Annotated in this window: 18 protein-coding genes; 10 read left to right on the forward strand and 8 right to left on the reverse strand. The window is 58.3% G+C overall.

Annotated elements, in window-relative coordinates; all coding sequences use genetic code 11:
• Window positions 1–232 precede the first annotated feature (232 nt).
• Complete coding sequence (locus tag ACJ8PL_RS19755) at window positions 233–922, forward strand: FadR/GntR family transcriptional regulator (protein WP_004933751.1); 690 nt, start codon at window positions 233–235, stop codon at window positions 920–922.
• A 67-nt stretch (window positions 923–989) separates the two neighbouring features.
• Window positions 990–2,405 carry a multidrug transporter subunit MdtD gene (mdtD, locus tag ACJ8PL_RS19760; protein ID WP_079452260.1) on the forward strand — a complete coding sequence of 472 codons (1,416 nt, stop codon included), beginning with the start codon at window positions 990–992 and terminating at the stop codon, window positions 2,403–2,405.
• On the opposite strand, the gene rbsR is transcribed toward mdtD, so the two are convergent.
• From rbsR to kup, 7 genes are all read right to left on the reverse strand, one after another.
• Window positions 2,402–3,403 carry a ribose operon transcriptional repressor RbsR gene (gene rbsR / locus ACJ8PL_RS19765; protein ID WP_025160301.1) on the reverse strand — a complete coding sequence of 334 codons (1,002 nt, stop codon included), beginning with the start codon at window positions 3,401–3,403 and terminating at the stop codon, window positions 2,402–2,404. The two genes, mdtD and rbsR, sit on opposite strands and share 4 nt — an antisense overlap.
• A gap of 4 nt (window positions 3,404–3,407) precedes the next feature.
• A complete protein-coding gene (gene rbsK / locus ACJ8PL_RS19770) occupies window positions 3,408–4,346 on the reverse strand; it encodes a ribokinase (RefSeq protein ID WP_110147544.1) in 939 nt (312 codons plus the stop codon).
• A 61-nt stretch (window positions 4,347–4,407) separates the two neighbouring features.
• Window positions 4,408–5,295: a ribose ABC transporter substrate-binding protein RbsB gene (gene rbsB / locus ACJ8PL_RS19775; RefSeq protein ID WP_049299635.1), complete on the reverse strand. Its 888-nt coding sequence runs from the start codon at window positions 5,293–5,295 to the stop codon at window positions 4,408–4,410.
• 24 nt (window positions 5,296–5,319) lie between these two features.
• Window positions 5,320–6,288, reverse strand: coding sequence for a ribose ABC transporter permease (rbsC, locus tag ACJ8PL_RS19780; protein WP_004933766.1), 969 nt, complete (start codon window positions 6,286–6,288; stop codon window positions 5,320–5,322).
• A gap of 6 nt (window positions 6,289–6,294) precedes the next feature.
• Window positions 6,295–7,800, reverse strand: a complete 1,506-nt coding sequence (gene rbsA, locus ACJ8PL_RS19785; RefSeq protein WP_442531336.1) for a ribose ABC transporter ATP-binding protein RbsA — start codon at window positions 7,798–7,800, stop codon at window positions 6,295–6,297.
• 7 nt (window positions 7,801–7,807) lie between these two features.
• Window positions 7,808–8,227: a D-ribose pyranase gene (gene rbsD / locus ACJ8PL_RS19790; protein ID WP_016929625.1), complete on the reverse strand. Its 420-nt coding sequence runs from the start codon at window positions 8,225–8,227 to the stop codon at window positions 7,808–7,810.
• Between the two features lie 170 nt (window positions 8,228–8,397).
• Window positions 8,398–10,266 (reverse strand): low affinity potassium transporter Kup, encoded by a 1,869-nt coding sequence (gene kup, locus ACJ8PL_RS19795; protein WP_015379467.1) that lies wholly within the window; start codon window positions 10,264–10,266, stop codon window positions 8,398–8,400.
• Window positions 10,267–10,549: 283 nt separating this feature from the next.
• Between kup and ravA the strand changes: the two genes are divergently transcribed.
• Window positions 10,550–12,058 carry an ATPase RavA gene (gene ravA, locus ACJ8PL_RS19800; protein ID WP_016929624.1) on the forward strand — a complete coding sequence of 503 codons (1,509 nt, stop codon included), beginning with the start codon at window positions 10,550–10,552 and terminating at the stop codon, window positions 12,056–12,058.
• A 2-nt stretch (window positions 12,059–12,060) separates the two neighbouring features.
• A complete protein-coding gene (gene viaA / locus ACJ8PL_RS19805; protein WP_442531337.1) occupies window positions 12,061–13,524 on the forward strand; it encodes an ATPase RavA stimulator ViaA in 1,464 nt (487 codons plus the stop codon).
• A 4-nt stretch (window positions 13,525–13,528) separates the two neighbouring features.
• On the opposite strand, the gene asnA is transcribed toward viaA, so the two are convergent.
• Entirely contained in the window at window positions 13,529–14,521 is a 993-nt protein-coding gene (gene asnA, locus ACJ8PL_RS19810) for an aspartate--ammonia ligase (protein WP_442531338.1), read from the reverse strand.
• Window positions 14,522–14,676: 155 nt separating this feature from the next.
• Here asnA and asnC point away from each other — a divergent pair, with 155 nt between their 5' ends.
• From asnC to atpB, 6 genes are all read left to right on the forward strand, one after another.
• Window positions 14,677–15,138, forward strand: coding sequence for a transcriptional regulator AsnC (gene asnC, locus ACJ8PL_RS19815; RefSeq protein WP_004933786.1), 462 nt, complete (start codon window positions 14,677–14,679; stop codon window positions 15,136–15,138).
• A 100-nt stretch (window positions 15,139–15,238) separates the two neighbouring features.
• Window positions 15,239–15,679, forward strand: a complete 441-nt coding sequence (mioC, locus tag ACJ8PL_RS19820; RefSeq protein ID WP_016929621.1) for an FMN-binding protein MioC — start codon at window positions 15,239–15,241, stop codon at window positions 15,677–15,679.
• Between the two features lie 380 nt (window positions 15,680–16,059).
• Window positions 16,060–17,949 carry a tRNA uridine-5-carboxymethylaminomethyl(34) synthesis enzyme MnmG gene (gene mnmG, locus ACJ8PL_RS19825; RefSeq protein ID WP_033639108.1) on the forward strand — a complete coding sequence of 630 codons (1,890 nt, stop codon included), beginning with the start codon at window positions 16,060–16,062 and terminating at the stop codon, window positions 17,947–17,949.
• A 138-nt stretch (window positions 17,950–18,087) separates the two neighbouring features.
• A complete protein-coding gene (rsmG, locus tag ACJ8PL_RS19830; RefSeq protein ID WP_015379471.1) occupies window positions 18,088–18,708 on the forward strand; it encodes a 16S rRNA (guanine(527)-N(7))-methyltransferase RsmG in 621 nt (206 codons plus the stop codon).
• Window positions 18,709–19,347: 639 nt separating this feature from the next.
• Window positions 19,348–19,731 carry a F0F1 ATP synthase subunit I gene (atpI, locus tag ACJ8PL_RS19835; protein WP_004933796.1) on the forward strand — a complete coding sequence of 128 codons (384 nt, stop codon included), beginning with the start codon at window positions 19,348–19,350 and terminating at the stop codon, window positions 19,729–19,731.
• A 22-nt stretch (window positions 19,732–19,753) separates the two neighbouring features.
• On the forward strand, window positions 19,754–20,533 hold the full coding sequence (gene atpB, locus ACJ8PL_RS19840; RefSeq protein ID WP_015376132.1) for a F0F1 ATP synthase subunit A: 780 nt from the start codon (window positions 19,754–19,756) through the stop codon (window positions 20,531–20,533).
• Window positions 20,534–20,580: the final 47 nt, after the last annotated feature.

Raw genomic sequence — 20,580 nt, forward strand, 5'->3', positions numbered from 1 at the left:
TCTCGCTGACCCGGCGGCTTGTCAGTCGTTGTTCCCGGTCAGTGGAGGCGCATTATAGGGAGTTCTCGGCAGGCCGCAACCCCTAATTGCAAAAAACTTTTCAAGCGCGTTTTTTTTCAACAAAAGGGCGAAAAAGCGGCGAATTTATGTCACTTTTTCAGGCAAACAGCCATAAAAGCTGGCGATCACTGGAGTAAAATAGAAATAACGATGTCAGTAAGGATCCGCAGCCATGCCGTTAAATGCACAACAACAGGCCGCCCAACGCAATCTTTCTTATCTGCTTGCAGAAAAACTCGGCCAACAAATTCTGGCAGGCGATTATCAGGCCGGCAGCATCCTGCCTGGTGAAATGGAACTGGGCGAGCAATTCGGCGTCAGCCGTACCGCAGTGCGCGAAGCGGTGAAGATGTTAGCCGCCAAAGGCATGTTATTGCCGCGCCCGCGCATTGGCACCCGCGTGATGCCGCAAAGCCAATGGAATTTCCTCGATCAAGATTTACTGACCTGGTGGATGACGCGGGAAAACTTCGATCAGGTGATGCAACACTTCCTTATCTTGCGCACCTCGCTGGAGCCGCAGGCCTGCGCATTGGCGGCAAACCACGCCAGCCCGCAGCAAACCAAGTTGCTGGCGGGGCTGATGGCGGAAATGCGCGCGCTGCATACCCAGTTTGATCGCGAGCGTTGGATCCAGGTCGATACCCAATTCCACCAGCTCATCTACGAGGCCAGCGGCAACCCGTTCCTGACCTCGTTCGCCAACCTGTTCAGTTCGGTGTACCAAAGCTACTTCCGCGCCATCACCGGCAATGAAGTGATCAAGCTGCGCCATCATCAGGCTATCGTCGATGCGATACTCGCCGGAGACAGCGCAGGCGCCCTCGTCGCCTGCCAGGTATTGCTGAAAGAGAAAGACTAGACACGCTCCCCGCTTATATATAGAAGAAAGAGACGAGGGACAGACGACCATTTAACCAGGACCGACCATGACCCAATCCGCGCGCAGTATGGCAGGACTACCGTGGATCGCCGCAATGGCGTTCTTTATGCAGGCGCTGGACGCCACTATCCTCAACACCGCGCTGCCGGCGATCGCCCAAAGCCTGGGGCGTTCGCCGCTGGCGATGCAATCGGCCGTCATCAGCTACACGCTGACGGTGGCAATGCTGATCCCGGTCAGCGGCTGGCTGGCGGATCGCTTCGGCACTCGACGGGTATTCATCTTCGCTGTCACGTTATTCACCCTCGGTTCGCTGCTGTGCGCCTTGTCTCCTACGTTGAGCGCGCTGGTTGCCTCTCGCGTGCTGCAGGGCATCGGCGGCGCGATGATGATGCCGGTCGCGCGCTTGGCGCTGCTGCGCGCCTACCCGCGCAGCGAACTGCTGCCGGTGCTGAACTTCGTCACCATGCCCGGCCTGGTCGGGCCGATTCTGGGGCCGCTGCTGGGCGGCTGGCTGGTAACCTACGCCACCTGGCACTGGATTTTCCTGATCAATATCCCTATCGGTCTGCTCGGCATCTTCTATGCACGCAAATACATGCCGGACTTCACCACGCCCAAACGCCGCTTCGATTTCCTTGGCTTTATGCTATTCGGCCTGAGCCTGGTGCTGATCTCCACCGGGCTGGAGCTGTTTGGCGAGCGGGTGCTGGCCAGCTACGTTTCGCTGGGCATTCTGCTCAGCGGCTTCGTAATGCTGTTCAGCTACATCGCGCACGCACGCCGCCATCCTCAGCCACTGATCGGTCTCGACCTGTTCAAAACCCGCACCTTCTCGGTCGGCATCGCTGGCAACGTCGCCTCCAGACTGGGCACCGGCTGCGTGCCGTTTTTAATGCCGCTCATGCTGCAGGTGGGATTCGGCTACACGGCGATCGTCGCCGGTTGCATGATGGCGCCAACCGCCATCGGCTCGCTGATGGCGAAATCCACCGTCACTCAGGTACTGCGCTGGTTCGGCTACCGTAAAACGCTGGTCGGCATCACCGTTATCATCGGGGTGCTGATCGCCCAGTTCGCCCTGCAAAGCCCGGGCATGCCGCTGTGGCTGATGATCCTGCCGCTGTTCGTGCTGGGCATGGCGATGTCCACCCAGTTCACCGCCATGAACACCATCAGCCTGGCGGATTTGAACGACGCCAACGCCAGCGCCGGCAACAGCGTCCTGGCGGTCACCCAACAGCTGTCCATCAGCTTCGGCGTGGCGATCAGCGCGGCGGTGCTGCGTTTTTACGAATCCCTGTCGTTAGGCACCATGATCGACCACTTCCATTACACCTTTATCACCATGGGGATCGTCACCGTGGCGTCGGCGCTGGTGTTTATGTTGCTGAGAAGGAAAGATGGCCGCAATTTGATCAGCGGCCAGGAAAGCAAGAAAGAAGCGAAGGCGGCCAGTTAACGGCGCCCCACCGAGGCGCGTTCCACCAGCTCGGGCGTCAGCACCAGCACCTGGGGTGCGCGCTCCGGGTTCTGCAGGCGGTTGATCAGCGCATCGATCGCCAATTCGCCCAGCGAATCCTTCGGTTGGTGAATGGTGCTCAGCGGTGGCGCCAAATAACGCGCCAGCTCAATGTCATCGTAACCCATCACCGCCATATCCTGCGGCACGGAAAGCCCGGCCTGATACAGCGCCTGATAAACGCCTACCGCCACCGCGTCGTTGCCGGCGAACACCGCATGCGGCGGCTCGTCCAGCGCCAGCAGTTGGCGCATGGCGTTTACCCCGCCCTCAAACTCAAAGTCGCAATGCACTTCATACCCTGGCGGAACCGGCAATCCGGCGCGACGCATCGCGTTGCGATAACCTTCCAGTCGGTGACGGGCGGTGGTTTTATCCTGCGGGCCGGCGATGCAGGCGATCTTGCGGTAGCCGCGGGCGATCAGATGGTCGGTCGCCATCTCGCCGCCCAGCAGCGAGTTATCCTGAATAATGTCGTTGGCGCCCTCGAACGGCGCCCAGTCCATCATCACGATCGGCAATGACGGGTAGCGGCTCAGGGCATCTTGCGATGGCCGGTGGTTTTCGGTGCACATCAACAGCAAACCGTCGACGCGCTTTTGCAGCAGCGTCTCCATGCTGCGGTTCATGCGCGCGGCGTCTTCTTCGGTATTGCACAGAATTAAACTGTAGCCGCGTTCATAGCAGCTGCGCTCCACGCCGCGCACCACTTCGGCATAAAACGGGTTGTTGCTGGCGGTCACCAGCATGCCGATGGTGCGCGTCTGATTGAGCTTCAGGCTGCGCGCCAGCGCGGAAGGCGCATAGTTCAGCTGTTCCACGGCCGCCATGACCTTGTCGCGCACGCTGTCGCTGACAAAGCGATTGTTGTTGACCACATGCGAAACGGTAGAAGTTGAAACGCCCGCCAGGCGGGCGACATCTTTCATGGTGGCCAAAGGATCACCCCTGCTGCTGCAAGAAGGCGTCGATCTCTTCACGCCACGGCACCGAAGGCTGCGCGCCTGGGCGGGTCACGGCGATCGCCGCCGCCGCATGGGCGAAACGCACCGCGTCGGCCATGACCTTGCCTTCCAACAGGGCGGTCACCAGCGCACCGTTAAAGGTATCGCCGGCGGCGATGGTATCCACCGCTTGCACCTTGAAGCCGGGCACCCGTTTGCCGCTGCCGTTGCCGTTGCCGTTTTCGCTCAGCCACACGCCGCGGCTACCGAGGGTGATGATCACCGTCGCGATGCCCTTGTCGTGCAGCGCCTGCGCCGCACGCGCCGCATCGTCGTCGTTGTCCACGGCGATGCCGGTCAGGCGCTGGGCTTCGGTTTCATTCGGAGTGATGATATCGATCATGGCCAGCAGCTCGTCCGGCAGCTCGCGCGCCGGGGCCGGGTTGAGGATCACCTGCGTTTGATGTTGTTTCGCCAGGCGGGCGGCGGCGATCACCGTCTCCAGCGGCGACTCCAGCTGCATCAGCAGGGCATCGGCGTCAATCACTTTTTGTTGGTAGCGCGCCAGGTAATCCGGCGTCACCGCGGCGTTGGCGCCGGCATCAATGCCGATCACGTTCTCGCCTTCGGCGTTGACGAAGATCAGCGCCACGCCGGTGGTGCTGTCGGCGATGGCTTCAATCGGTTGAGTATCAATGCGATCGCTCGCCAGCTGCCGGCGGATACGCTCACCGATATCATCGGCGCCTACGCAGGCGATAAAGGCGATCTCCGCCCCGCTGCGCCCGGCCGCCACCGCCTGATTCGCGCCCTTGCCGCCAAACGCCACCTTATACTGTTTCCCGATCACCGTTTCGCCCGGGTGGGGGAACTGTTCAATATTGAGGATATGGTCGGCATTGATGCTGCCAAGAACCACCAGCTTACCTGTTTCCATCGCATTGATTCCTGAATTGCGCGCCATCGTAAACGCCCCGTTCCGATGGCGCTGGTATGACTTACTGAGTGACCAGCTTCAAATCCACCGGGATGGTCGCCGGCACTTTTTCGCCTTTCAGCACCTTATCGGCGGTTTCCACACCGATCACGCCGATCTGATCGGGGCGCTGCGCCACGGTCGCCGCCAGCTTGCCGCCTTCGACCGCTTTCACGCCGTCGGCGGTGCCGTCGAAGCCTACCACGATCACGTCGGTTTTACCGGCAGTTTGCAGCGCACGCAGCGCGCCCAACGCCATTTCATCGTTCTGGGCAAATACCGCCTGCACATCCGGGTGAGCGGTCAGCAGGTTCTGCATCACGTTCAGACCCTTGGTGCGATCGAAATCGGCCGGCTGGCTGGCCAACAGTGTGAATTTATTCTGATCCAGCGACTGTTTGAAGCCTTCGCCGCGTTCACGCGCGGCGGAGGTGCCGGCAATGCCTTCCAGCTGAATCACCTTGGCATCGGTGCCCGCTTTCTTGGCGATGAAGTCGCCGGCCATTTTGCCGCCCACGCGGTTATCCGAAGCGATGTGGCTCACCACGTCGCCCTTGCTCGCCACACGGTCCAGCGTGATGACCGGGATCTTAGCCTGGTTGGCCATCTTGATGGCGTTACCCACCGCGTCGGAGTCGGTCGGGTTGATCAACAGCAGCTTGGGCGCCCGCACCATCAGATCCTGCACGTTGGCCAGCTCTTTCGCCGGGTTGTTCTGGGAATCCAACACCACCAGGTTGTAGCCCAACTTGTTGGCCTCTTGCTGCGCCCCATCCTTCATCGAAACGAAGAACGGGTTGTTGAGGGTGGACACCACCAGCGCGATGGTGTCTTTGGCCATGGCATTGGCGCTCAGGGTGGCGCTCAGCGCGATGGCGGAGGCTAAGGTTGCCAGTTTTTTCATTTTCATCATCGTGATTCCTGTAGGGGGAGGTTACTTGTTGCTTTTGTTATCTACCAGAACCGCCAGCAGTATCACCACTGCCTTCACGATCATTTGGTAGTAGGAAGAAACACCCAATAAATTCAGGCCGTTGTTCAGGAAGCCGAGGATCAGCGCCCCGATCAGCGTGCCGACGATGCGCCCCTTGCCGCCGGCCAGGCTGGTGCCGCCCAGCACCACGGCGGCGATGGCGTCCAGCTCATAGCCGGTGCCGGCGGTTGGCTGCGCCGACGACAGGCGCGCCACTTCGATTACCCCAGCCAACGCCGCCAGCAGGCCGCACAGCGAGTAGACGATAATCTTCACTTTATCGACGCTGATGCCGGACAGACGGGTCGCCGCTTCGTTGCCGCCCAGGGCATAAATATAGCGGCCCAGGCGCGTATGGTGCAGCATATACCAGGCGGCGATGAACACGATCGCCATGATCCAGATCGGCGTAGGCACGCCCAGCGGACGGCCGATGCCGAACCAGCCGAAGGTGTCGGCCACATCGGTGAAACCGGTGTTGATCGGGCTGCCGTTGGTGTACACCATGGTGACGCCGCGCAGCAACAGCATCATCACCAGCGTGGCGATAAAGGCCTGCACTTTGCCTTTGGCGACGATCACTCCGGTGCAGGCGCCAACCGCGGCGCCCAGCGCCAGTGCCGCCGCCACCGCCACCAGCGCGTTGACCTCAAAGCCGACGATCGACGCCGCCACCGCGCCGGTCAGCGCCAGTAGCGATCCCACCGACAGATCGATGCCGGACGTGAGGATCACCAGCGTCATCCCCACCGCCATGATGGCGTTCACCGAGGTCTGTTGCAGAATATTGAACAGGTTGTTCAGGGTGAAGAAGTTCGGGCTCATGGAAGAGACCACGGCGATCAGCACCAGCAGCGCAATCAACGACTTCTGCTCTAACAGCCACTCTTTACTGAACCAGCGCTTAGCTGCGATAGTCTGGGAACTCATATCTGATTACTCCTGCTTTACGCCGTATTGCTTGCCGACGGCTGCCGCCATCAACGCTTCCTGGGTGGCCTGTTCAATCGGGAACTCGCCGCTGAGATGCCCTTCGTGCATCACCAGAATGCGATCGCTCATGCCCATCACCTCCGGCATTTCCGAAGACACCAGAATGATGCTCAGCCCTTCCTGTTTGAACTGGTTGATTAACTGATAGATCTCTTTTTTGGCGCCGACGTCGACGCCGCGCGTCGGCTCATCGAGGATCAGCACCTTCGGCCGGGTCATCAGGCCGCGGGCGATCGCCACTTTCTGCTGATTGCCGCCGGAAAGCAGACCGATCGGCTGCTCCATCGACGGCGTTTTGATATTGAACAGGCGGATGAAGTCCCCCACCGCCTGCCGCTCGTCGGCCTGCTTCAGGCTGCCGTCGGCGCGGCTGAAGTAACGCAGCGCGGTCAGCGACATGTTTTCCTTCACCGACATGCCCAGCACCAGGCCGTCGCGCTTGCGGTCTTCCGAGATATAGACGATGCCGTTCGCCAACCCATCCTGCGGCGAATGGGTGACCACCTCGCGGCCGTCCAGGCTGACGGTGCCGGCCTTGCGCGGCGCGGCGCCATACAGGATCTTCATCAATTCGGTGCGCCCGGCGCTCATCAGCCCGGCCACGCCGAGGATCTCGCCGCGATACAGCGTAAAGCTGATGTCTTCAACGCCGGGGCCGGAAAGGTGGCTGACGTCCAGCCGCTTTTCCCCGCGCGGCAAATCAAGGCGCGGGTATTGTTCTTCCAGCTTGCGGCCGACCATCATCTCAATCAGCGAATCTTCCTGCAGCTCGCTCACCGGCCGCTCGGCGATGAACTGCCCGTCGCGAAATACCGTCACGTCGTCGCAGATTTCAAAAATCTCTTTCAGGCGGTGCGAGATATACACGATGCCGCGCCCTTCGGCCTTCAGCTCGTTGATCACCTTGAACAGCGAGGCGGTTTCGGTATCGGTCAGCGCATCGGTCGGTTCGTCCATGATGATCACTTTCGATTCGAAGCTCAGCACCTTGGCGATCTCCACCATCTGCTGATCGCCGATCGACAGCTCGCCCACCAGCCGATGGCTGCTGTAGCGCAGGTTGAGGCGCGCCAGCAAGCGATCGGCCTCGGCGTACATGCGCTTCCAGTCAATGCGGCCGAAACGGTTGACGAACTCGCGGCCGAGGAAGATGTTTTCCGCAATCGTCAGTTGCGGGATCAGGTTCAGCTCCTGATGGATAATGCCGATGCCCGCTTCCTGCGAATCCTTGGGCCCGTTGAATACCACCTCTTTACCGAGAAAATACTGACTGCCGGCGTCTTTCTGGTAGATGCCGGTCAGCACTTTCATCATGGTGGACTTCCCGGCGCCGTTTTCCCCCACCAGCGCCATCACCTTGCCGGGATAGACGCTGAGGGCGGCGCCAGAAAGCGCCTTCACGCCGGGAAAGGCTTTATCAATCCCTTTCAGTTGCAGTAAAGGTTGCATAAACGCCTCAGAAAGTTACGCCGGCGCACAGGATCACGTTCGCGTAAGGCGAACACTCCCCGCTGCGAATCACCGCCCGGCTGTGCTCGGTTTGCGCTTTAAACGCCTGATGGCTGATATAGCGCACGCTGATGGTGTTACCCTGGCGTTGGCCCAGTGCGGTCAGTTCCGCCAGCAGCGCCTCGTGGAGCGACGGATTCTGTTTCACGATCTCTTCCGCCAGGATGGCGCTTTCTACCTGCATCTCTTGCGTGACCGCCGCGAACACCTGCATGAAGGTCGGCACGCCCTGCGTCAGCGCCAGATCGATGCGCTGCGTTTCCGCCGGTATCGGCAGGCCCGCGTCGCACAGAGTGAGCTGGTCGGTATGCCCCAGCCGGGCAATCACGGCAGACACGTCGGAATTCAGTAATACGCCTTTTTTCATCTTCTCACTCCGCTAGCGAAACGTTTCGCTCTTTGGAGGAGTTTAAAAAAACGGCAGGGGAAGGCAACCAGGACAATGCAGAAGTGTGATCGTTATCGAAACGTTTCGTTCGCACACGGACAAAGCGCAAACAAAAGGGGCTCAGCCATGCTGAGCCCCTGTCAGGCGGATTAGATCTCGACCTGCGTGCCGAGTTCGATGACCCGGTTCGGCGGAATTTCGAACTGATCCGGCGCGCGCAGCGCATTGCGGCTCAGAGCGACGAACAGTTTGCCGCGCAGGTAGAGGTACCATGGCCGCTTGGTGAGGATCAGCGATTCATGGGACATGAAGAACGACGTCTCCGACATGCGGCACGGCAACCCTTCCAGCCCGCAGCGGTGGAACACTTCCTCGACGTTCGGCGTTTCACGCCAGCCGTAGCTGGCCACCACCCGCCAGAAGGTCGGCGACAGCTGCTCGATGGTTACCCGGCGCACGTTGTGCACGTAAGGTGCATCCTCGGTGCGCAGCGTCAGCAGCACCACACGCTCGTGCAGCACCTTGTTGTGCTTCAGGTTGTGCAGCAGCGCAAAAGGAATGACGTTGGTGGCGCGCGACAAGAACACCGCGGTACCCGGCACCCGTACCGGCGGCGATTTCTCCAGCGAGGCAATCATCGCCTCCAGCGAGTTGCCGTGCTCATGCAGACGACGCAACAGGCGGAAACGCTCGCTCTTCCAGGTAGTCATAATGATGAACATCACCAGCGCCAAGGTCAGCGGCAGCCAGCCGCCGGAGAACAGCTTCAGGGCGTTGGCGGAGAACATCGGCACGTCGATGATCAGCAAGATGGTTACGATGCCGATCGCCAGGAAGCGGTTCCAATGCCAGTTATTAATCGCCACCGAAGTGACCAGAATGCTGGTCAGCACCATGGTGCCGGTAACGGCGATGCCGTACGCCGCCGCCAGGTTGCTGGAGTGTTCGAAGCCGATGATCACCAGCACCACCGAGATATACAGCGTCCAGTTGATCACCGGAATGTAGATCTGGCCGGATTCCATTTCCGAGGTGTGAATGATGCGCATCGGCGACAGGTAACCCAGACGCACCGCCTGGCGGGTCAGCGAGAAGACGCCGGAAATCACCGCCTGCGAGGCGATAACCGTCGCCAGGGTCGCCAGAATCAGCAGCGGGATCAGCGCCCAGTCGGGCGCCAACAGGAAGAACGGGTTTTTGATCGCCTCAGGGTTTTTCAGCAGCAGCGCGCCCTGGCCGAAGTAGTTGAGCACCAGCGAAGGCAGCACCACGGTGAACCAGGCCAAGCGAATAGGGAACTTGCCGAAGTGCCCCATATCGGCATATAGCGCCTCGACGCCGGTGATGGACAGCACCACTGCCCCCAGCGCGAAGAACGACACCTTCTTATATTCCATGAAGAAGTTGAGCGCCCATTTGGGGTTCAGCGCCTGCAGCACTTCCGGGTTCGAAATGATGCTGCGCGCGCCCAGCACCGCCAACACGATGAACCACAGCAGCATTACCGGGGCGAACAGCTTGCCGACGCTGCCGGTGCCGTGCTTTTGGATAACGAACAGCAGCGTCAGCACCAGAATGGAGAGCGGCACGATATAGGCGTCAAGCGCAGGCGCGGCGATTTCCAACCCCTCTATCGCCGACATCACCGAGATCGCCGGGGTGATCACCACCTCGCCATAGAAGAAGCTGCCGCCGATCAGGCCCAGTATCACCAACACCGCAGTGGTGCGCGCCGAGGTATTGCGCCCGGCCAGCGACATCAGCGTCAGAATGCCGCCCTCGCCGGCGTTGTCCGCGCGCATCACGTAGGTGAGATATTTGAGGGAAACGATCACGATCAGCATCCAGAAAATCAGCGACAGGAAGCCGAAAACCACGTCTGGACGAACATCGAAGCCGTAATGGCCGGAGAAACACTCTCTCAACGTATAGAGAGGGCTGGTGCCGATATCACCGTAGACCACGCCGATGGCAGCCAAGGTTACCGCCGATAAGGACTGCTTATGCTCTGCGCTCATAATTCGTTTCTTTATCAGAACATCCGTTAGCGATGCATCCGCATCAGGCAAAATACGGGCTCAAAGATCCGTCACGCCCACCAGAAAGCCGCACAGTATGCACCATTTATACCGCTTGCCTACCCTTATATCAGAGCCGAAAAATAAACAAAATGTGAACCGAATATCCGACTTAACTTAGAAAAATATTACTAATCAACAGGCTATACCACTAAAAATAATGGTGGTTTATCATCGGATTATCGACCAAGATTGGCTAACTCTCGGACAATGCGACAATTATATGACGCCATCATCCCTTCTGGCAGAACGAATTTCCCGCCTCAGCAACGCGCTGGAGAGCGGTCTTTATGAGCGGCAAGAGGCAATCCGTCTGTGCCTGCTGGCGGCGCTGAGCGGCGAAAGCGTATTCCTGCTCGGCCCGCCCGGCATCGCCAAGAGCCTGATCGCGCGCCGGCTGAAGTTTGCCTTCCGCAACGCCCGCTCCTTTGAATACCTGATGACGCGTTTTTCCACGCCGGAGGAGGTCTTCGGCCCGCTCTCGATTCAGGCGCTGAAAGATGAGGGGCGCTATCAGCGTCTGACCGCCGGCTATCTGCCGGAAGCGGAGATCGTGTTTCTGGACGAGATCTGGAAGGCCGGCCCGGCGATCCTTAACACCCTGCTGACGGCGATCAACGAACGCCGTTTTCGCAACGGCAACAGCGAAGAACCGATCCCGCTGCGCCTGCTGGTCACCGCCTCCAACGAACTGCCCGAAGCGGACAACAGCCTCGAAGCCTTATATGACCGCATGCTGATCCGTCTGTGGCTGGACAAGGTGCAGGATAAACAGAATTTCCGCTCGCTGCTGGTCAACCGCCAGAGCGAAAGCCAAAACCCGGTGCCGGCAGCGCTGAGCATCAGCGACGAAGAGTTTCTGCAGTGGCAACCGCAGATCGACAAAGTTGCGCTGCCGGAAGCCTGTTTTGAGCTGATCTTCCAGCTGCGCCAGCGGCTGGATGCGCTGGAGCAGGCGCCTTACGTCTCCGATCGGCGCTGGAAAAAAGCCCTGCGCCTGCTGCAAGCCTGCGCCTTCTTCAGCGGGCGCGACGCCATCGCCCCGCTCGACCTGATGCTATTGAAAGACTGCCTGTGGCACGATCTCACCTCGCTGAAGCTGCTGCAACAGCAGATCGATCAGTTGCTGACCGAGTCGGCCTATCAGCAACAATCGATGCTGATCCAGTTGCAACAGATCCACACCCGCTGGCTGCAGGACCAGCAACAGCAAAGCGATCGGCAGGCCATCAGCCTGGTGAAAAAGGGCGGCATGTTCAGCCGTAAACCGCAATACGCGCCGGCCACGCCGTTCCCCGGCGGCACCCTCACCCTGCTGCTGCAAAAACCGCTGCAGCTGCATGACATTCAGGTCAATCATCTGAGCATCGAAAGCAGCGCGCTGGACAACTGGCTGCAAAAAGGCGGCGACGTGCGCGCCAAGCTAAATGGCATCGGCTTCGCGCAGCCGATCGATTTGGACGTGGACGATCAACTGCACCTCACGGTGTTGGACGTCAGCCGCCAGCCATCGTTGCTGGCGCTGCCGGGCAAACAGGCCACCGCCACGCCACAGGCGCTGCTGGATGAAATGGACGGATTGGCCCAGCGCCTGGCGGAGCAACGCCGCGCCTTCAGCCAACATCAGCCCTGTCTGTTCACGCCCGCCGCCGGCCTGGCCAAGATCGAAGCCAGTCTGCTGCAGGTCGCGGAACAGGTTAAACAACAACTGCAGCAAATGCGCGGCCAGTAACCATGCTCAGTCTGGAGACGCTCGATCTGCTGCTGGCGATCACCGAAGGCGAGATGATCGAGGAGATGATCGTCGGCATGCTGGCGGCGCCGCAGCTGTCGGTATTCTTTAAAAAGTTTCCGGCTCTTCGCCGGGCGCTGGATCGCGATCTGCCGCGCTGGAAGCTGCAACTTAAGGAACGTCTGCAGGAGGCGATGGTGCCGCCGGCGCTGGCGCAGGAATTTTACCGCTACCAACAGTGCCAGTTGGAGAACAACACCCAGTTTTATCACAACCTCAACGACACGATGGAACTGCTGCGCCAGCTGGTCTCGCCGTTTTATGAACAGGCGCGCGCGCTGGTGGACGCCGCCGATCTGCCCAATCACCCGCTTGACGACAGCTTTCAAACCCTGTTTCTGCAGCGCTGGCGCATCAGCCTGACGCTGCAGGCCACCATGCTGCACCACCAGTTGCTGGAACAAGAGCGCGAGCAGCTGATGGCGGAGCTGCAGGAGCGCCTGGCGCTGAGCGGCGCGCTGGAGCCGCTGCTGTCGGAAAATGACACCGCTGCCGGCAAGCTGTGGGACATGAGCAAAGGCCAGCTGCAGCGTGGCGATTACCAGCGGCTGGTGGAGTACGGCAACTTTTTGCAGCAGCAGCCGGAGCTGAAAAAGCTGGCGCAACAGCTGGGCCGCAGCTATCAGGCCAAGGCGGTGCAGCAACAGGACGCGCAGCCGGAGCCGTTCAGGGTCATGGTGCAGGTGCCGGCCACGCTGCCGGAAGAAGTGAGCGGCATTCATCAGAGCGACGACATCCTGCGCCTGCTGCCGCCGGAGCTGGCGACGCTGGGGATAGAAGAGCTGGAATTCGAGTTCTACCGCCGCCTGTTGGAAAAGCGGCTGCTGAGCTACCGTCTGCAAGGCGACGTCTGGCAGGAACAGATCCTGATCCGCCAGGTCACTCACCAGCAGCAGGATCAACAGCCGCGCGGGCCGTTTATCGTCTGCGTGGACACCTCCGGATCGATGGGCGGTTTTAACGAACAGTGCGCCAAGGCCTTCTGTCTGGCGCTGCTGCGCATTGCGCTGGCGGACAACCGCCGCTGCTATATCATGCTGTTCGCCAACCAGATCGTGCATTACGAACTCACCGCCGCCAGCGGCATCGAACAAGCGGTGCGCTTTCTCGGCCAGCAGTTTCGCGGCGGCACCGATCTGGCGGCCTGCCTGAACGCCACCGTCACCAAAATGGCGGAGAGCGGCTGGTTCGACGCCGATGCGGTGATCATTTCCGATTTTATCGCCCAGCGGTTGCCGGAGGAGGTAATAAAGAAGGTGAAACAGCAGCAACAAAGCCACCAGCAACGTTTCCACGCGGTGGCGATGTCCGCTTACGGCAAACCCGGCATCATGCGCATCTTCGATCATATCTGGCGCTTTGATACCGGGTTGAAAAGCCGTTTGATGCGCCGCTGGCGGCGCTAGGCGGTTAGAGCAGGCCTTCGACCGCGTCGCGCACTTCCGGCGACCACACACCGCACTGCACCTGGCCGATATGCGACAGCTGCAACAGCAGCATCACCAAACGCGACTGACCGATGCCGCCGCCGATGGTCTGCGGCATATCGCCGCGCAGCAGCGACTGGTGCCATTCCAGCTTCATGCGCTCTTCGTCGCCGGTCAGCGCCAGCTGATGTTTCAGCGCCGCGGCGTCGACGCGAATGCCCATGGAAGACAGCTCGAAAGCGTCCTGCAGCACCGGGTTCCACACCACGATATCGCCGTTCAGGCCCGCCAGTCCATCCGCCGTCGGCGTAGTCCAGTCATCATAATCCGGCGCACGCACATCGTGCGATTTGCCGTGCGACAGCTTGCCACCGATGCCGATCAGGAACACCGCGCCCAATTCTTTGGCAATCGCTCGTTCACGCCCTTTGGCGTCCAGATCCGGATAGCGCTGCAGCAGGGTTTCGCTGTGCACGAAGTGGATCTGTTCCGGCAGGAATGGGGTCAGGCCATGCTCACGGCTGACTTCCGCCTCCGTCGCCTTGATCGCAGCGTAAATGCTGCGCACGGTGTTTTTCAGGTAGTCCAGGCTGCGCTCACCGTCGCCCATCACCCGCTCCCAGTCCCACTGATCGACGTACACCGAGTGGATTGGCGTCAGACGGTCTTCATCCGGGCGCAGCGCCTTCATATGGGTATACAGGCCTTCGCCGGCACCGAAATCGTAGCTGCCCAGGGTTTTGCGTTTCCATTTCGCCAGCGAATGCACCACTTCGAAGGTGGCGTCCGGCAAGGTTTTGACTTTGACCTGCACCGCTTTCTCGCTGCCGGAAAGGTTATCCTGCGTGCCGTCGCCCAGGCGGCTAAGGATCGGGGCCTGCACTTCGATCAGACCGAGCTGTTGCTCCAGCTGGCGGGAGAAGAAGGATTTGACCTGGCTGATTTGTTGTTGTTTTTGGATAAACTGTTTTTTCATTGCCGTATCTCTTGTAAACCTGTCTCTGTTGCCATCGATTAAGCAACAAAATGACACTACTATTCAATATCCATTAATCAATATTGCCTTTTCACTTTTAATCGTTCATTTTTACCCGGACAGAATTCAACAATCGTTAATTAATGGGGGATTAAATGGCGGAAATTTATCAGATCGATAATCTCGATCGCGGCATTCTCAACGCCCTGATGGACAATGCGCGCACACCGTACGCCGAACTGGCGAAAAACTTCGCCGTCAGCCCCGGCACTATTCATGTGCGGGTGGAGAAGATGAAGCAGGCCGGGATCATCACCGGCGCGCGCATCGACGTCAGCCCCAAACAGCTGGGCTACGACGTGTGCTGCTTTATCGGCATCATCTTAAAGAGCGCCAAGGATTACCCTTCGGCGCTGAAGAAGCTGGAAAGCCTGGAAGAAGTGGTGGAAGCCTATTACACCACCGGCCACTACAGCGTCTTTATTAAGGTAATGTGCCGATCGATCGACGCGTTGCAACAGGTACTTATCAACAAGATCCAGACCATCGACGAGATTCAGTCTACCGAAACGCTGATCTCGCTGCAGAACCCCATTATGCGCACCATCGTGCCGTAACCCGCCAAATTGCATACCCACATTATCCACAGGTAGATCCCAGCCGATTCACAGCGTACAATGCAGCCACTTTGAGTGAGAAGGTTGGGATCGTTGGTTCATGGCAGACATTACTCTGATCAGTGGCAGTACGCTTGGCAGTGCCGAATACGTGGCTGAACATTTGGCTGAAAAGCTGGAAGACGCGGGTTTCTCTACCGAGATGCTGCACGGCCCTGAACTGGATGAACTGCCGTTGACCGGCCGCTGGCTGGTGGTCTCTTCCACGCACGGCGCCGGCGAACTGCCGGATAACCTTCAACCGCTGCTGGAACAGATCGCTGAGCAGCAGCCGGATCTTTCCGAGGTGCAGTTCGGCGCCGTCGGTTTGGGCAGTTCGGAATACGACACCTTCTGCGGCGCGATCAAACAGATCGACGATCTGTTGATCGCCAGAGGCGCTAAAAGGATCGGCGATCGTCTCGAGATCGACGTGACCGAGCATGAAATTCCCGAGGATCCGGCCGAGGAATGGGTAAAAAACTGGATTAATTTACTCTAATTCGTCTAAAGATCGCGCGAACGATTGTGGATAACTAAGCTTAAAAGCAGGGTAAAAGCCGTAGTTATCCCAATAACAACCGTAGAGCGCTTTTTGTCCTGTGCATAACAAGCCTTTTAGATCCCAGCTTATCTGCGTCGGGATCACCGATCATTCACAGCAAACGATCCTCCTTAATCTGCTGATCTTCATCGTGAATAGTCACTTATCCACAGAGGATCGCGATCCTAATAAGAGATCTAATAAAGAGATCTTTAAATAAAAAAGATCTTCTTTTAATTACCGACGATCCGGACCACTTGGTCGATCGTCTAAACTTGAGTAGAATCCCCGACCCCAGGGCAAATACGATCGTTCGCAATACGGCGAGGTGCAGTTCCATGTTTTATCCAGATCAATTTGACGTCATCATCATCGGTGGTGGCCATGCAGGTACCGAGGCCGCCATGGCCGCGGCGCGCATGGGACGTCAGACTTTATTATTGACACACAATATCGATACGCTGGGACAGATGTCCTGTAACCCGGCGATTGGCGGTATTGGTAAAGGGCATCTGGTTAAGGAAATTGATGCGCTCGGCGGCTTGATGGCGACGGCGATCGACCATGCCGGCATCCAGTTTAGGATACTAAACGCCAGCAAAGGCCCTGCCGTTCGCGCCACTCGCGCTCAGGCGGATCGCGTCTTGTATCGCCAGGCGATCCGTACCGCGTTGGAGAACCAGCCCAACCTGATGATCTTCCAACAGCCGGTTGAGGATCTGATCGTCGAAAACGATCGCGTAGTCGGCGCCGTCACCCAAATGGGCCTGAAATTCCGCGCCAAGGCGGTGGTATTGACCGTAGGCACCTTCCTGGACGGCAAGATCCATATCGGCTTGGAGAATTACAGCGGCGGCCGCGCCGGGGATCCTCCTTCGATCTCGCTGTCGCAGCGTTTGCGTGAACTGCCGCTGCGCGTTAACCGCTTGAAAACCGGTACGCCGCCGCGCATCGACGCCCGCACTATCGATTTCAGCGTACTGGCGCCGCAACACGGTGATACGCCGGTGCCGGTATTCTCTTTCCTGGGCGATGCCAGCCAGCACCCGGAACAAATGGCGTGCTACATCACCCACACCAATGAAAAAACCCATGACGTGATCCGCAATAACCTCGATCGCAGCCCGATGTATGCCGGGATCATCGAAGGGATCGGCCCACGTTACTGCCCGTCGATCGAAGACAAGGTCATGCGTTTTGCCGATCGCAACGCGCACCAGATCTTCCTTGAGCCGGAAGGGCTGACCAGCAACGAGATTTACCCTAACGGGATTTCCACCAGCTTGCCTTTCGATGTGCAGATGCAGATCGTCCGTTCGATGGAAGGAATGCAGAACGCGCGTATTATTCGCCCTGGTTATGCCATCGAGTACGATTTCTTCGATCCGCGCGATCTGAAACCTACGCTGGAAAGCAAATTCATTCAGGGCCTGTTCTTCGCCGGCCAGATCAACGGCACCACCGGGTATGAAGAAGCCGCCGCGCAGGGCTTGCTGGCCGGTCTGAATGCCGGGCGTTTCGCCGATGAACAAGAGGGCTGGGCGCCACGTCGCGATCAGGCCTACCTCGGCGTGCTGGTGGACGATCTCAGCACCCTTGGTACCAAAGAGCCGTACCGCATGTTTACCTCTCGCGCCGAGTATCGTCTGATGCTGCGCGAAGACAACGCCGATCTCCGCCTGACGGAAAAAGGCCGCGAGCTGGGCCTGGTGGACGACGTGCGTTGGGCGCGTTACAGCGAGAAGCTGGAGCGAATCGAACGCGAACGTCAGCGCCTGCGCGACATCTGGATGCATCCGCACGCCGAGAACGTCGAACAGGTCAATGTGCTGCTGAAAGCGCCGCTGTCGCGTGAAGCGAACGGCGAAGAACTGCTGCGTCGCCCGGAGATGGATTACGCGCAGTTGACCGGCACCGACGCCTTCGCGCCGCCGCTGGACGACGTCCAAGCCGCCGAGCAGGTCGAGATCCAGGTCAAATACGAAGGCTACATCGCTCGCCAACAGGAAGAGATCGAAAAACAGCAGCGCAACGAGAATACCGTGCTGCCGCTGGATCTTGACTACCGTCAGGTTTCGGGACTGTCGAACGAAGTGATCGCCAAGCTGAACGATCACAAACCGAACTCCATCGGCCAGGCTTCGCGCATCTCCGGCATTACGCCAGCGGCGATCTCGATTTTGCTGATCTGGCTGAAAAAGCAGGGACTGCTGCGCCGCAGCGCATAAATCCCGCATCCAGGCGGCCGTTTGCTCAACCCGTAGCCAAACGGCCGCTGACATCACTTGCGCCCTGAATTATCATAGTCGCCTCATTGCGCCAGCTAACCATCCGCTGGTCGTTCAGCGCCTGCCAGAGGATCCGTTGTGCAAAAAAAATTAGACTCGCTGCTCGCGGCAGCAGGCATTGAGCTGCCCGATCAGCAGAAACAGCAGCTGCTGGGCTATGTCGGCATGCTGGATAAGTGGAACAAGGCTTATAACCTCACGTCGGTGCGCGATCCGCAACAAATGCTGGTGCGCCACATCCTCGACAGCATTGTGGTCAATCCGCATCTGCAGGGCTCGCGTTTTATCGATGTCGGCACCGGCCCCGGTTTACCGGGCATTCCGCTGGCGATCGTGCGCCCGGACGCGCATTTCACGCTGCTCGACAGCCTGGGCAAGCGCGTGCGTTTTCTGCGTCAGGTGCAGCATGAGCTGGGCCTGAACAATATCGAGCCGGTGCAGAGCCGCGTCGAAGCGTTTCCGGCCGAGCCGCCGTTCGATGGCGTGATCAGCCGGGCATTCGCTTCGCTGCAGGATATGCTGTCCTGGTGCCATCACCTGCCGGCGAAAGGGCAGGGGCGTTTTTACGCGTTGAAAGGCGTGCGTCCGGATGAAGAACTGACGCAGCTGCCGGCTGGCGTTAGCCTGGAGTCCATCGTGCGGCTGCAGGTGCCTGAACTGGAAGGCGAACGTCATCTGGTGATTCTTAAGGCAAACTGAGTTTGCTTTTGATCAAACAAGCGTGAATTAAAGGTCGTATCAAGCAGAAAGGTAAGCAGGCTAATTAGTTGGTCGCTTTTTTTAGTTAATTTACTTTCTATTAACACAAAAAACGCGGCTAATTAGCGACAATAGAGTAATTGCATTTGGAAATAGTCACGTTAGCAATCATGTGCGAAAGATTGGCGTTTGCTGCTAATGTTAATTGGCTGTTGGAATATTGCCCCGCTGCTTGTCAATAAAAGGTTTTCATCGGGTATACGGATTGTTTTTGAACAGTTAACTGGTAATGTTTTGATTTATATAATTTTTTGATCGCTCAAATTGCTAAAGACGGTTTGGTTGACCATCGGCTATAAATCAGGAAGGGACATTACTGTGATCGGCTTCGCGTTTCTAAACGCAACGCTGGAATAATCAGACAATTAAATGCGCCCTATTATTCCGACCGTTTTCTTGTGAAAATAGGCTGGAATAGGGAAATTTAAATAATTGTTCACCTTTTCGCTACTTATCGATTGAATTCGTTGGTATGCCCCGTATAATTTGCTCGTTTTTTGCTGCTTGACTCAGGACAGCAAAAACAGTTGTATACGTCACTCAGCATACCCCCTCTGGGGTACGGAGAGAACAAACGTCATGTCTGTGTCCCTTTACAGCGGGAAAGTCGCACGCAAACTGCTGTTTTTGCAGTTAATGACTTTTGTTCTGATCAGCGTTGCTTTCTGGCTGAAAAGCCCGGAATGGAGCGCTTCGGCGCTGGCAGGTGGTCTCGCCGCCTGGTTGCCGAGTGCAATGTTTATGCTGTTTGCCTTGCGCCATCAGGCGCAAACGCCGGCGCCCGGTAGGGTTGCCTGGTCGTTCGCCATCGGCGAGGGGCTAAAGGTCGTGATCACCATCGTTTTGCTGATCGTGGCGCTGGGGGTGTTCAAGGCGGAGTTTATACCGCTTGGCCTGACCTATTTAGCGGTGTTAGTGGTGCAGATAGTGGCACCGGCCGTGATTAACAGTTACCGAACTTAACTAAATAAGGGTAAGAGGCATCATGTCTGCAGGAGAAGTCTTGACTCCACAGGAGTATATCGGTCACCACCTGACGCAGCTTCAGGTCGGGACTGGGTTCTGGTCGATCAACATCGACTCGATGTTTTTCTCCGTCGTCCTCGGGGCGCTTTTCCTGGTGATCTTCCGCAAAGTGGCCAAAAACGCCACCAGCGGCGTGCCGGGTAAACTGCAAACCGCCGTGGAGCTGGTGGTCGGTTTCGTCGACAGCAGCGTGCGCGACATGTACCACGGCAAGAGCAAGGTGATTGCGCCGCTGGCGCTGACCGTGTTCGTCTGGGTGTTCCTGATGAACTTGATGGACCTGCTGCCCATCGACTTCCTGCCTTACGTTGGCGAACACATCCTCGGCCTGCCTGCGCTGCGCGTCGTGCCTACCGCCGATGTGAACGTCACGCTGTCGATGGCGCTGGGCGTGTTTATCCTGATTCTGTTCTATAGCATCAAAATGAAAGGCGTTGGCGGGTTTGTTAAAGAGTTGACCATGCAGCCGTTCAACCACCCTGTATTCATTCCTATCAACCTGATTCTTGAAGGTGTCAGCCTGCTGTCCAAACCTGTTTCACTGGGTCTGCGACTGTTCGGCAACATGTATGCGGGTGAGTTGATCTTCATCCTGATTGCCGGCCTGTTGCCGTGGTGGTCACAGTGGGTCCTGAGCTTGCCTTGGGCTATCTTCCACATCCTGATCATTACGCTTCAAGCCTTTATTTTCATGGTTCTGACGATCGTCTATCTGTCGATGGCGTCTGAAGAGCACTGATTTTCTTAAAACACTTGCACTTTTAAACTGAAACAAACTGGAGACTG

Origin of the sequence: Serratia sp. CY83965 (assembly GCF_052166375.1) — a bacterium.
GTDB lineage: Bacteria > Pseudomonadota > Gammaproteobacteria > Enterobacterales > Enterobacteriaceae > Serratia > Serratia marcescens.